This window comes from Streptomyces sp. NPDC003011, from assembly GCF_053591515.1.
Genome location: NZ_JBSFTY010000037.1, coordinates 1 through 13,177 on the forward strand (window position 1 = coordinate 1; position 13,177 = coordinate 13,177).

General features: G+C 73.3%; 8 protein-coding genes. 6 read left to right on the forward strand and 2 right to left on the reverse strand.

The window, feature by feature from the left end; translation table 11 throughout:
- Positions 1-190: 190 nt before the first annotated feature.
- The 5 genes from ACWD0J_RS19950 (at position 191) to ACWD0J_RS19970 (ending at position 5,410) form a co-directional block, all read left to right on the forward strand.
- Positions 191-1,135, forward strand: coding sequence for a bifunctional MaoC family dehydratase N-terminal/OB-fold nucleic acid binding domain-containing protein (locus tag ACWD0J_RS19950; RefSeq protein ID WP_451497133.1), 945 nt, complete (start codon positions 191-193; stop codon positions 1,133-1,135).
- On the forward strand, positions 1,122-1,568 hold the full coding sequence (locus tag ACWD0J_RS19955; protein WP_451497134.1) for a MaoC/PaaZ C-terminal domain-containing protein: 447 nt from the start codon (positions 1,122-1,124) through the stop codon (positions 1,566-1,568). The genes ACWD0J_RS19950 and ACWD0J_RS19955 overlap by 14 nt, the downstream gene beginning before the upstream one ends.
- Positions 1,565-2,731: a lipid-transfer protein gene (locus ACWD0J_RS19960; RefSeq protein ID WP_451497135.1), complete on the forward strand. Its 1,167-nt coding sequence runs from the start codon at positions 1,565-1,567 to the stop codon at positions 2,729-2,731. The genes ACWD0J_RS19955 and ACWD0J_RS19960 overlap by 4 nt, the downstream gene beginning before the upstream one ends.
- A 171-nt stretch (positions 2,732-2,902) precedes the next feature.
- Positions 2,903-3,460, forward strand: coding sequence for a SigE family RNA polymerase sigma factor (locus ACWD0J_RS19965; RefSeq protein WP_451497136.1), 558 nt, complete (start codon positions 2,903-2,905; stop codon positions 3,458-3,460).
- A gap of 273 nt (positions 3,461-3,733) precedes the next feature.
- Entirely contained in the window at positions 3,734-5,410 is a 1,677-nt protein-coding gene (locus ACWD0J_RS19970; RefSeq protein WP_451497137.1) for a long-chain fatty acid--CoA ligase, read from the forward strand.
- 258 nt (positions 5,411-5,668) lie between these two features.
- On the opposite strand, the gene ACWD0J_RS19975 is transcribed toward ACWD0J_RS19970, so the two are convergent.
- Complete coding sequence (locus ACWD0J_RS19975) at positions 5,669-6,892, reverse strand: MFS transporter (protein WP_451497138.1); 1,224 nt, start codon at positions 6,890-6,892, stop codon at positions 5,669-5,671.
- A 158-nt stretch (positions 6,893-7,050) separates the two neighbouring features.
- Here ACWD0J_RS19975 and ACWD0J_RS19980 point away from each other — a divergent pair, with 158 nt between their 5' ends.
- A complete protein-coding gene (locus ACWD0J_RS19980) occupies positions 7,051-7,629 on the forward strand; it encodes a TetR family transcriptional regulator (protein WP_451497139.1) in 579 nt (192 codons plus the stop codon).
- A gap of 57 nt (positions 7,630-7,686) precedes the next feature.
- On the opposite strand, the gene ACWD0J_RS19985 is transcribed toward ACWD0J_RS19980, so the two are convergent.
- On the reverse strand, positions 7,687-12,960 hold the full coding sequence (locus ACWD0J_RS19985; protein ID WP_451497140.1) for a PAS domain-containing protein: 5,274 nt from the start codon (positions 12,958-12,960) through the stop codon (positions 7,687-7,689).
- Positions 12,961-13,177 lie beyond the last annotated feature (217 nt).

The following is a 13,177-nucleotide window of genomic DNA, read 5'->3' on the forward strand; positions in this document are numbered from 1 at the left end:
CACGTGCGAAGGCGGACGGGATTCCGCCGGCCGCGGCGGCCGACCGGATCGCCGAGCAGCGCTTTCCCGTCCTGCGTATCGGCCTTGACACCTCACCGCATCTGACGGACAGTCAGAAATCTTCGCGAGGACGGTGGGAACCGGACCGGCGGCTGCCGTGTACCAGAAGTGTCTACGCGATGCGGACGGGATGTCGGACGACGAGGGGGCGAAGGTGAGCGACAAGTCGGGGGTGAGCGGCCTGGAGCAGCGGCTGCAGGCGTACGAGGGGCGGCCTTCGGCCGTCGCCGGCAGCGGCAAGGATCCCGTCAACCTGCCCATGATCCGGCACTGGTGCGAGGCCATGGGCGACACCAACCCGGCGTACACCGGCCCGGACGCCGTGGCCCCGCCCACCATGCTTCAGGCGTGGACCATGGGCGGCCTCTCCGGTCACACCGGCCGGACCGAGGCGTACGACGAACTGCTCACCCTGCTCGACGAGGCGGGCTGCACCTCGGTGGTCGCCACCGACTGCGAGCAGGAGTACGTGCGGCCTCTGCGACCTGGCGACGAGGTCACCTTCGACACGGTGATCGAGTCGGTGTCGGAGCGCAAGACGACCAGGCTGGGCGCGGGACACTTCGTCACGACCCGGACGGACATCCGGGTGGGCGACGATCTCGCGGGCACCCACCGCTTCCGGATCCTCAAGTACGCCCCCGCACCACACCGTGAGACACCCCCGCGTCCCCGCCCCGTCGTCAACCGTGACAACGCCGGTTTCTGGGAGGGCGTCCGACAGCACCGCCTGCTGATTCAGCGCTGCACCGGCTGCGGCACCCTGCGCCACCCCTGGCTGCCCGGCTGCAACACCTGCGCAGGCCCGGACTGGGACACGGTCGAGGCGAGCGGTGAGGGCGCGGTCTATTCGTACGTCGTGATGCACCACCCGCCCTTCCCCGCCTTCACCCCTCCCTACGCCGTCGCCCTGGTCGAGCTGGCGGAAGGCGTGCGGATGATCAGCAACGTGGTCGGGACGGCGCCCGACAAGGTGCGGATCGGCATGCCGGTCCGGCTCGCATTCCAGGAGTACGACGACGCGTTGGTGCTCCCCGTCTTCCACGCCCGCCAGGAGCCGCATGAAACCCGGTGACGCGCTGCCGCCCCTGGAGGTCCCGGTCACCCGCACGCTGATCGTCGCCGGGGCCCTCGCCTCCCGCGACTACCAGGACGTCCACCACGACGCCGAACTGGCCCGGCGGAAGGGCTCCCCCGACATCTTCATGAACATCCTGACGACGAACGGACTGGTCGGCCGGTACGTCACGGACCACTTCGGCCCCCGGGCCGAACTCCGCAGGGTGGCCATCAGACTGGGCGCGCCCAACCACCCCGGCGACACGATGGTGTTGACGGGCACGATCGAGGACGTGCGCGAGGACACGGACGGCGCCACCGCGACCGTTCGCGTGGTCGGCGTCAACGGGATCGGCAGACACGTGACCGGCACCGTGACGGTCACCGTGCCGGTGGGCGATGCGGGTGATGACGTGGGCGACGGGAGCGACGGGAGGGAGGCGGGATGAGTGTGCGCACCCGGGACGCCCTCGGAGGACGGGCGGCGATCGTCGGCATCGGGGCCACGGAGTTCTCCAAGGACTCGGGGCGCAGCGAACTGCGGCTGGCGACGGAGGCGGTACGGGCCGCGCTGGACGACGCCGGGCTGCGGCCGGCCGACGTCGACGGCATGGTCACGTTCACGATGGACACCAGCCCGGAGATCACCGTCGCCCAGGCCTGCGGAATGGGAGAGCTGGCGTTCTTCGCCCGCGTCCACTACGGCGGTGGGGCGGCCTGTGCCACCGTCCAGCAGGCCGCGCTCGCCGTCGCCGCGGGCGTGGCCGAGGTCGTCGTCTGCTACCGCGCCTTCAACGAGCGGTCGGGCCGGCGATTCGGCTCGGGCGTGCGGCACCGGGAGCCGTCGGCGGAGGGAGCCGCGCTCGGCTGGTCCCTGCCCTTCGGGCTGCTCACCCCGGCGTCCTGGGTGGCGATGGCTGCCCAGCGGTACCTGCACACGTACGGCCTGACTCCGGAGGCGTTCGGGCACGTGGCGGTCATGGACCGCAGATACGCGGCGACCAACCCGGCGGCCTACTTCCACGGCCGCCCGATCACCCTCGCCGACCACGCGGCCTCCCGCTGGATCGTCGAGCCGCTGCGGCTGCTGGACTGCTGCCAGGAGACCGACGGCGGCCAGGCGATCGTGGTCACCTCGGTGGAGCGGGCCCGCGAGCTGCCGCACCCGCCCGCCGTCGTCACCGCGGCCGCCCAGGGCGCGGGCCGGGCGCAGGAGCAGATGACCAGCTTCTACCGTGACGACCTGACGGGCCTGCCGGAGACGGGTGTGGTGGCCCGGCAGCTGTGGCGGACGTCCGGACTCGGACCGGCCGACATCGACGTGGGGATCCTGTACGACCACTTCACGCCGTTCGTGCTGATGCAGCTGGAGGAGTTCGGGTTCTGCGGGAAGGGGGAGGCGTCCGGCTTCGTCGCCGAGGAGCGGCTGCCGCTGAACACACACGGAGGACAGTTGGGGGAGGCCTACCTGCACGGCATGAACGGCATCGCGGAGGGAGTACGACAGGTCCGGGGCACGGCGGTGAACCAGATACCGGGAGCGAGCCGGGTCCTGGTCACGGCGGGGACGGGGGTGCCGACGTCGGGCCTGGTGCTGACCTCGGACGGGTGAGCCGCCCGGACGGCCGGCGGGATGACCCCCAGGGGTAATCCCGCAGTACCCCCGATCCGGTCGTCCACCTCCAGGAGGTGCAGCCAGCACCACCTCTACAACCTGAGGCGGACTCGTCTTCGGGACCTGCGGCCGATGAGCGGAAGGCGCCTGCGCTCATAGCGTGGAGCCATGACCACACCCGTCTGCACCAGCGCTTCGAAGGCCGCCACACCGGCGACGCAGACCCTTCCGTACCCCTCGTTCTCGTCGTACGTGAAGGCCCGCCAGCCGGTGCTGCTGCGTACCGCCCGGTCGCTGACCGCGAATCCGAGCGACGCGGAGGACCTGTTGCAGACGGCGCTCACCAAGACGTACGTCGCCTGGGAGCGGATCCAGGACCACCGCGCGCTCGACGGCTATGTGCGCCGCGCGCTGCTGAACACGCGCACCTCGCAGTGGCGCAAGCGCAAGGTCGACGAGTTCGCGTGCGACGAACTGCCCGAGCCGGAGTCCGTGCCCACCGGCGACGACCCGGCGGAGCAGCAGGCGCTGCACGACGCGATGTGGCGGGCGATCATGAAGCTGCCCGCCCGGCAGCGGGCGATGGTCGTGCTCAGGTACTACGAGGACCTCAGCGAGGTGCAGACGGCCGAGGTGCTCGGGGTGTCCGTGGGCACGGTGAAGTCGGCGGTGTCCCGAGCACTGGGGAAGCTGCGCGAGGACCCCGAACTGGTCGTGGCCCGGTAGCGAGGTCCCTATCCGGTCCTGTCCGTAGCGGGCACGGGCCCCCGAGCCGGCTCTGCCCGGTGGGGCGTCTGCCCATCCGGCCCTGGCCCGGTAGCGAGGGTCCTATCCGGTCCTGTGCAGGCGGCCCGGGACCGGACCGGCGGTTGCGGCGCGTCGACCCCGTACCGTCTCCACACGGCGAGTGCAACGTGACGTGATCGATCACTTTTCCCTAGTGACATACCGCGCGGTATGCGCGCAGAATCTGCGCAACCCCTTACTACCGCGTAGGCAATGTCGCCTCGGGAGGACGCCGTGCTGAGCACCATGCAGGACGTACCGCTGCTGATCTCCAGGATCCTGGCCCACGGGTCGACGGTCCACGGCACATCGCAGGTGATCACCTGGACCGGCGAGGACGAGCCGCACCGCCGCTCCTTCGCCGAGGTCGGCGCCCGTGCCGCCCAGTTGGCGCACGCGCTGCGCGAGGACCTCGGAGTCGTCGACGACGACCGTGTGGCGACCCTTGCCTGGAACAACGCCGAGCACGTCGAGGCCTACTTCGCGATCCCGTCCATGGGCGCGATCCTGCACACCCTCAACCTCCGCCTCCCGCCCGAGCAGCTGGTCTGGATCGTGGGCCACGCGGCCGACAAGGTGGTGATCGCCAACGGCTCGCTGCTCCCCCTGCTGGCTCCGCTGCTGCCGCACTTCAAGACGGTCGAGCACGTGATCGTGACCGGCCCCGGCGACCGCTCCCTCCTCGCGGGCGCCACCGTCCAGGTGCACGAGTACGAGGACCTCATCGCCGGGAAGCCGACCACGTACGACTGGCCCGAGCTGGACGAACGCCGGGCCGCGGCCATGTGTTACACCTCCGGGACCACGGGCGACCCCAAGGGTGTCGTCTACTCCCACCGTTCGATCTACCTGCACTCCATGCAGGTCAACATGGCCCAGTCGATGGGCCTGACCGACCAGGACACCTCGCTGATCGTGGTGCCCCAGTTCCACGTCAACGCCTGGGGCCTGCCGCACGCGACCTTCATGACCGGCGTGAACATGCTGATGCCGGACCGCTTCCTCCAGCCGGTCCCGCTCGCCGGGATGATCGAGAGCGAGAAGCCGACCCACGCGGCCGCCGTGCCCACCATCTGGCAGGGCCTGCTCGCCGAACTGACCGCGAAGCCGCGTGACGTCTCCTCCCTCACCCAGGTCACCATCGGCGGCTCGGCCTGTCCGCCCTCGCTCATGGAGGCGTTCGACAGGCTGGGCATGCGGGTGTGCCACGCCTGGGGCATGACGGAGACCTCGCCGCTCGGCACGGTCGCCCGCCCGCCGGCCCACGCGGTCGGTACGGAGGAGGAGTTCGCGTACCGGATCACCCAGGGCCGTTTCCCGGCGAGCGTCGAGGCCCGCCTCACCGGCCCCGGCGGCGAACGCCTCCCCTGGGACGGCGAGTCGGCCGGCGAGCTGGAGGTGCGCGGACCCTGGATCGCGGGCGCCTACTACAACGGCTCCGACGCCGAACCCCTGCGCCCCGCCGACAAGTACAGCGAGGACGGCTGGCTGAAGACGGGGGACGTCGGCACGATCTCCCCCTACGGCTACCTCACCCTCACCGACCGGGCCAAGGACGTCATCAAGTCCGGCGGTGAGTGGATCTCCTCGGTGGACCTGGAGAACGCGCTGATGGCCCACCCGTCCGTCGTCGAGGCGGCCGTCGTGGCCGTACCCGACGACAAGTGGGGCGAGCGTCCGCTGGCCACGGTCGTCCTCAAGGAGGGCGCCACCGCCGACTTCGCGTCCCTGCGCGCCTTCCTCGCCGACGAGGGCCACATCGCCAAGTGGCAGCTCCCGGAACGCTGGACGATCATCGAGTCGGTACCGAAGACGAGCGTCGGCAAGTTCGACAAGAAGGTACTGCGCAGGCAGTACGCCGACGGGCAGCTGGACATCACGAAGCTCTGAGAGCAGCACGCTCCGCCACCCCGCCACCCTGCTCCGACCAGGCCACACGCGCACGCCGGGCCGGCGACCTCACGGTCCCGACCCGGCGAACGCGCGCGCACGTCATCTCCGTACGGGCGAGCCCTCACCGTCGTACGGGCGAGCCCTCACGGTCGTACGGGCGGGCCCCCACCGTCGTACGGACGGACTCCCACCGTCGTACGGACGGCCCCCCAACCGTCGTACGGACGGCCCCCCGCCGTCGCGCGGACGGAGCCCTCACCGGATCTCTCGCCGCCGTACCGACGTACTCGCCCACCCCATCACCAGCCAGGCCCCCGCCACCGCGGAGACCCCGCTCCAGCCGAAGTGGGTGAAGGCCGGGGCGGCCAGGGCGGAGGCGAGGGCGCCGCCGGCGAAACCGGCGACGACGTAGGCCGTGTTGGCGGTGGCCGGGGTGGAGGTGGTGGTCAGTGCCAGGGTCTGGTTGGCCACGTGGGACGCCACCAGGGCCGCGTGGATCGCGATGGCGGCGACGAACAGGGCACCCATGACCTGCCCGCCGAGCCAGAACAGCGGTACGGACACGGCGGCGAGGAGGTACGCGGACCGGACGACCTTGGCGGCGCCGAAGCGGTCCACGAGCCCGCCCGCCAGGGGGGCCACCACGCTCGCCGCCAGGCCGAAGAGGCCGAAGAGGCCGGCGGTCGCGGTCGACAGGCCGTAGCCCGACCCGCCCGTCTCGGTCAGCAGCAGCGCGAGCGAGGTCCACAGGGCGCTCCAGGCGCCGTACATCCCGGCCTGGCGGACGCACGCGCGCCACAGGTCGGGCGAGCGGCGGACGACGGACGGCAGGGCGGCGAGGCCGGAGAAGAGGGAGCCGGTGCGGGTGCGGTGCTCGACGGGCAGGGCGTAGGCGGTCACCAGTCCGAGGACGGCCGTCAAGGCGGCCGCGCCCACGAACACCACCCGCCAGCCGAAGGCCTGGCCGATCAGTCCGCCGAGCACGCGGGCCGCCACGACACCGGTGAACAGGCCCGCGATGACGGCCGAGACATGGCGGGCGCGACGGTCGGCGGGGGCGCGCTGGGCGACCAGCGGGACGAGCAGCTGCGGGACGACGGTCGCTGCGGAGGCGACGAGGACGGTCCCGGCGAGGGCGGTGGTCCCGGTGGTCGTCGCGCCCGCGACCAGGGCGAGAGCCGCGACCAGCGACAGGACGGCGACCAGGCGGCGCCGGTTGACGCTGTCGCCGAGCGGGGCGAAGACGAGCAGGCCGGCCGCGTAGCCGAACTGTGCGACCGAGGCGATCCAGGCCACGGCCGAGGACGTCGAGCCGAAGTCACGGGCGATGAGGGGGAGCAGCGGGGCCGCCAGGTAGATGTTGGCGGCCGTGACGGCGGTGCAGAGGGCGATGAGGGGGAGGAGCAGGGCGGAGGCGGCCGTCCTGCCGGGCCCGGTGGGGGTCCGGACCTCGTGGGCTGCGGTGGTCGCGGATGGCATGAGCGGGAGTACTCCTTCGCCTGCGAGCGTCTCGGGGCCCGTTCTTCGAGCCGACTCCAACAACCAACTGGTTAGTTGGATGTCCGGCTCAACAGTGTGAGCCGCTCGCGCATTCCCGTCAACCAAACGGTTGGTTGCCCGGGCGGTACGCTGCCGTCATGGCAGTCAGGGACCCCGAGGCCACCAAGGCCCGGATCTTCGAGGCGGCGGTCGCCGAGTTCGCCCGCCACGGCATCGCGGGCGCCCGCATCGACCGCATCGCGGCCGCGGCCAAGGCGAACAAGCAGCTGATCTACGCCTACTTCGGCAACAAGGCGGAGCTGTTCACGCAGGTCCTCGGCGCACGGATGGTCGACCTCGCCGCCTCCGTCCCGGTCGACCCGGACGACATCGAGGGCTGGATCGACCGCCTGCTCGACTACCACGCCACCCACCCCGAACTGCTGCGCCTGCTGTTCTGGGAGGGCATCGAGTACGGCAGCGACGAACTGCCCGACGAGGCCGAGCGCCAGGACCACTACACCCGCAAGGTCACCGCCATCGAGGACGGCCAGGCCCGTGGCGTCATCACGGACGCGTTCCCGCCCCGCGACCTGCTGTTCCTGCTGACGGCCCTCGCCAACTGGGCCGCCGCCGTCCCGCAGATGCGCCGCGTCCTCACGGGCGCGCAGGACGCCGACCGGGAGCGGCTGCGCGCCTCGATCAAGCAGGCGGCGCGGCGGCTGATCGCGCCCTAGACGTACGCGTGAAGGACAGGCACCCGGCACAGGCCCTCGTCGCACCCGGCGCCGTGGCTAGTTGATGCCGATCCGGGCCAGCAGGTCCACGATCCGCGACTGCACCTCGGTACTCGTGGACCGCTCGGCGAGGAACAGCACCGTCTCGCCTGACGCCAGCCGCGGCAGGTCCGCCGGGTCGACGGCGGCGGTGTAGACGACGAGCGGGGTGCGGTTGAGCTGCCCGTTCGCCCGCAGCCAGTCCACGATCCCGGCCCGCCGCCGGTGGACCTGCATCAGATCCATCACGACCAGGTTCGGCCTGAGCTGCCCCGCCAGCGTCACCGCGTCGGCGTCGCTCGCGGCCCGCGCGACCTGCATCCCGCGCCGCTCCAGCGTCGCGGTCAGCGCCAGCGCGATCTCCGCGTGCTCCTCGATCAGCAGCACCCGCGGCGGATGCTGCTCGGTGTCGCGCGGCGCGAGCGCCTTCAGCAGGACGGCGGGATCGGCGCCGTACGCCGCCTCCCGCGACGCCTGACCGAGCCCGGCCGTCACCAGCACCGGCACCTCGGCCGCGACGGCCGCCTGACGCAGCGACTGGAGCGCGGTCCGGGTGATCGGCCCGGTCAGCGGGTCCACGAACAGCGCGGCCGGGAACGCCGCGATCTGCGCGTCGACCTCCTCGCGCGAGTGCACGACGACCGGCCGGTACCCGCGGTCGCTGAGCGCCTGCTGAGTGGTGACGTCCGGCGCCGGCCACACCAGCAGCCTGCGCGGATTGTCGAGCGGCTCCGGCGGCAGCTCGTCGTCCATCGGCTGCGGCCGAGGCGTGTCCGCCACCTCGACGGCACCGCCCGGTCCGTCCAACGGCTCGGGACCCTCGGCGGCGTTCACGTCGGGTGCCCCTATGGCGTACGACCGTCCCGTGCCCTCGGTCCCCTGCGCCAGCCGGGACTGCCCGGCCAGGGACGGCTGCGGCTGCTGCTGCGACTGCTGCGGTACGCCGGGCTGCTCGCCCTGCGGATGCGGACGGGCCGCCTGCTCCGGGTGTTCGGCGGCGGGATCGGTCCGCGTACCCAGTTTGCGACGCCGGCCGGAACCGCCCGGCTGCTGCGGGGGAGGCGTGGCCGACGGCTGCGGTGCGTGGGGATGCGGAGGGGCGGGGGACTGGCCCTGCGTCTGCCGCGTGAACGGTACGCCCTGCCCGAGCGTGCGCACGCTGATGGCCCGGCCCTGGGTCGAGTTGGGATCGACGGCGGGGTCGGGCGGTGCGGTGGGTGCGGTGGGGGTGGCAGGGGTGGCAGGGGTGGCCGGTGTGAGGGGCGCGGGCGCGGCCGACGGGGTCGCACCAGTGGCACCAGTGGCACCGGTCGCATCCGTCGCACCGGGAGCTTCTGCGGGCAGCGGCTGAGCGGCGCGGGGGTGGCCCGCGGTGGCCTGTGAGGGGAAGGGGGCGCCGGGGGGCACGGGTGCGCCGGGGGAGGGTTGGGGTGTCTGCGAGGGCTGTGGGACCTGTGCGACCTGTGCGACGTGTGCGGGCTGGTTGGGCTGGGGCAGCTGCGCGGCTTGGGCGGCGGCTTGCGGGCTCTGGGGAGCGGTGGGGGCGAGGGCGCCGTTCGGCGGTACGGGCATGCCGGCGCCGGACGTGCCCTGGGCGCCGGGCCACTGCTGGGGTGCGGGGGCGGTCTGCGCGGGCGTGCCTGGAGCGTGCGGGACCGGTGTCGGGGTGCCCGGTGCGGTCGTGCCCTGGGCCGGGGTGCCGTGCGGCGGAACGCCCTGCGCGGGGACCGGCTGCCCCGGGGTGCCCTGGCCGGCGGTGACGGCCTGACCAGGGGGAATCTGACCAGGGGGAACCTGGCCGGGGACGAGCTGGCCCGGGGCACCCTGACCGGGCGCGGGCTGACCGGGCGCGGCCTCGGCCGGCAGCGGCTGACCTGCGCCGGCGGGGCTGGCCACGCCTTCAGCGGCCGGAAGACCCTGAGCGGGGACACCTTGTGCGGGAACCCCCTGAGCCGGAACACCCTGAGCGGGTACGCCCTGGTGGGGCACGGCGGCCTGACCGGGCGGCATCTGACCCTGAGCGATCTGTTCCTGGGTGAGCTGGTTCGGTGCGGACTGCCCGGGAACGGGTGCGCCTTGTCCCGGTTGACCAGGTACCGGTTGACCAGGTACCGGCTGACCCGGTGTGACGTGCGCGGGCAGGCCGAGCTGCCCGGACGCGTGCTGCCCCGACGCGTGCTGCGCGGCAGCGGGGACGCCCTGCCCCTGGGCCGACGGCACCGACACCACGGGCGGGACCGCCGCGTCCTGCGCCACGACCGGCTGACCGGGCGCCATCTGGACCCCGTGCACGGTCGTACCCGGCGCGGGGACCGGAACCCCGGCCGGAACCCCGGCCTGAGCCGGCTGTCCAGCGGCCGGCACCGGCTGCCCGGGCAGCGACGCCGCCTGTCCTGCCGTATACCCCTGTCCTGCCGTAGGGCCCTGCGCGGCGACGGGAGCCCCCTGGGCGACGCGGGCCTGAGGCACGCCCGCCTGGACCGGCGTTCCCTGCCCGGCGGCTGCCTGCGCCGCGGCGCCCTGGGCGGGTACCTGCTGCACGGGCGCCCCGGCGGTCTCCGTCTCCGTCTCCGCTCGCTGGCCGACCGCCCGCCGACGGCGGCCCGTGGGCGCGTTCGTGGGATGCGGCTGCGGCGGCGTGTGGTCGTCGGCCTGGCTGTGCGGCACGGCGTCGTGCCGCCCGTCGCCGGCACCGGCGTCCGCGGGAACACCCTGACCAGGAACCTGCACTTGCCCCGCAGCCTGAGCCGGAATCTGAGCCGGAGCCGGGATCTGAGCCGGAGCCGGAGCCGCCGCTCCCGGCTGCCCCGCCGTCGCGCCCGTCGGGCGGTCCGCCTCGGCGGGCGGCAGGGCGAACACCGTACGGGGACCCGTCTCCTGCGTGGCCGCGCGCTCCGTGGCGGCGGCCAGCGCCCGCCGACGCCGTCCGGTGGGCTGCTGCGGATCCTCGGCGGAGCCGGCCGTCCCGGCACTCCGGGCCGGATCGGCGGAGGCCACGGCGGGCAGCGCCGGCGGCAGCGCGTGCTGCTCCCCGGAGTCGTGCCGGGCCCGCCGCCCGCCGGGCGCGGGCACGCCCTGCGGCGGCACCGTCCCGCCCAGCCCGGTCCCCGCGGCCGCGGTCCCGGCCGCATACTCGGCGGCGGTGACGACGGCACCTTCCGAAACCCCCGCGATACCGGCGATACCGGCGACACCTGCAGCACCGGCGACACCTGCAGCACCCGCGACGCCTACGACACCTCCGGCCGGTTCTGTCCCGACCGCGCTGTCACCACCGTCACCACCGTCACCAGGGCGAACGTCGTCACCACCGTCTCCGGCGGCGATCTCGGCGGGCCGTCCACGGCGTCGCCCGGTACCGCCGGATCCCTCAGAGGCCTCGTCCGCGGCCTGGGCGGGGAAGGGCGTGGGCTCCTGCGCGGCGGCGGCCCGGCGCCGGCGCCGTCCGGTCGGCGCCGCGGCCTCCGTCTCGCCGCCGTCCCCGTCGGCCGGTGCCTCGACGTCCAGGAAGGCGTCCGTGGAGGACCGCCGGGCCCGCCGCCGTCCGCCGCCGGAGGTGGCCTGCTCGGGCAGCGCGACCTCGCCGGGCGCCGCTTCCAGGGCGGCCGGGCCCGGAGCCGCGACGGCCCCCGCCCCGCCGCCGAGGGGCACTTCGAGGACGTACGCGCTGCCGCTCATGCCCGGCACCTCGTGCGTCTGCAGCACGCCGCCGTGCGCCCGCACGATCCCCCGCACGATCGGCTCGTGCACGGGGTCGCCGCCGGCGTACGGCCCGCGCACCTCGATCCGTACGACCTCGCCGCGCTGCGCCGCCGCCACGACGACCGTGTTGTCCATGTAACCGCCCGCCGAGACGGGCGCGTTGCCGGTCGCGTCGACGCCGGCGACGTCCGCGACGAGGTGGGCGAGCGCGGTGGCGAGCAGCCGGGAGTCGACCTCGGCCTCGATGGGCGGCGCGTGCACGGCGAACTGCACCCGCCCGGGCCCGATCAGCTCCACGGCCCCGTCGACACCCGCCGCGACGACGGCGTCGAGCATCACTTTCGTACGGGTGATGCCGTCCGTCCCGGTGTCGAGGCGCTGGTAGCCGAGGACGTTGTCGATGAGGGTCGTGATCCGCGAGTAGCCGGCCGACAGGTGGTGGAGCACCTGGTTGGCCTCGGGCCACAACTGCCCCGCGTCGTCGGCGGCCAGGGCGGACAGCTCGCGGCGCAGCTCGTCGAGGGGCCCGCGCAGCGACTGCGCGAGCAGCGTCAGCAGCTGCTCGTGCCGCCCGGCGAGGGCCTCGTAGCGGTCCTTCTCCCGCTCCCCGAGGGCGGCGTAGCGCTCCTCGCCCGCGGCGAGCTCCTCCTCGTGCTGCTCCTGGATCTCCTCCAGCTCGTTCACATGCTTCTGGCGCAGCGCGGTGAGCTCGGAGGCGTGCTCCTCGGAGAGCCGCTCCAGCTCCTCCTCGTGACGCTTCTCGGCGGCCGCCTTCTCCTCGGCGAGCAGGTCGTAGGGCCGCCGGTCGGCGAAGGTCATCACGGCGCCGACGAGTTGGTCGCCGTCACGGACGGGCGCGGTCGTCAGGTCGACCGGGACCTTGTCCCCCTTCTTCGACCACAGCACCTGCCCGCGCACCCGGTGCTTGCGCCCGGAGCGCAGGGTGTCGGCGAGCGGCGACTCCTCGTACGAGAAGGGGGTGCCGTCGGAACGGGAGTGGAGCACCAGACCGTGCAGCTCACGCCCGCCGAGGTCGCTGGCCCGGTACCCCAGTATCTGAGCGGCGGCCGGGTTGACGAGCACGATCCGCCCGTCGGTGTCGGTGCCCACGACGCCTTCCGACGCGGCCCGCAGGATCATCTCGGTCTGCCGCTGCGAACGGGCCAGTTCGGCCTCGGTGTCCACGGTGCCGGTCAGATCCCGGACGACGAGCATCAGCAGCTCGTCGGCGCCGTTGCCGTAACCGTCGTAGGCCTGCTGGCCGTTCTCGAGATTCGCGCTGGTGACCTCGACCGGGAACTCGCTCCCGTCGGTCCGCCGGGCGATCATCCGGGTCGGTTTGGTCCGCCCGCGAGGGTCCATGTGGTCGGGCCGTCGCATGGAGCCGGGGATGAGCTTGGAGTCGAACTGCGGCAGCAGGTCGAGCAGCCCCCGCCCCACCAGAGCCGTCCCCGGCGCCTCGAAGGCCTCCAGGGCGATGGTGTTGGCGTTGACGACGGTCCCGTTGGCGTTGACCAGCACCAATGCGTCGGGAAGCGCGTCGAGTATGGCTGCGAGGCGAGCAGCGCCTCGGGATGGCCTGCTGCTCACGAGACGCTTCCTCCCTGTTACCGCACCTTGCCGACCGCTCGGGCCATCTTGCCAACCGACCCGCAACGTGTCACGCGAGGGAGTCTAAGGGCAGCGGTTGCGCTCGCGACGCCGGATGAGAGGGAGGTCGCACGACGAAGTGACGTAGAACGTGTGACCGCATGCGCGACCGCACCCCTGGGCTCCCGGTTCCCCCGTGGCGTGACCTGGGCGGGAT

Coding starts and splice junctions, on each gene's coding strand:
- ACWD0J_RS19950 (WP_451497133.1), top strand. CDS start 191: ATGTCGGACGACGAGGGGGCGAAGGTGAGCGACAAGTCGGGGGTGAGC.
- ACWD0J_RS19955 (WP_451497134.1), top strand. CDS start 1,122: ATGAAACCCGGTGACGCGCTGCCGCCCCTGGAGGTCCCGGTCACCCGC.
- ACWD0J_RS19960 (WP_451497135.1), top strand. CDS start 1,565: ATGAGTGTGCGCACCCGGGACGCCCTCGGAGGACGGGCGGCGATCGTC.
- ACWD0J_RS19965 (WP_451497136.1), top strand. CDS start 2,903: ATGACCACACCCGTCTGCACCAGCGCTTCGAAGGCCGCCACACCGGCG.
- ACWD0J_RS19970 (WP_451497137.1), top strand. CDS start 3,734: ATGTCGCCTCGGGAGGACGCCGTGCTGAGCACCATGCAGGACGTACCG.
- ACWD0J_RS19975 (WP_451497138.1), bottom strand. CDS start 6,892: ATGCCATCCGCGACCACCGCAGCCCACGAGGTCCGGACCCCCACCGGG.
- ACWD0J_RS19980 (WP_451497139.1), top strand. CDS start 7,051: ATGGCAGTCAGGGACCCCGAGGCCACCAAGGCCCGGATCTTCGAGGCG.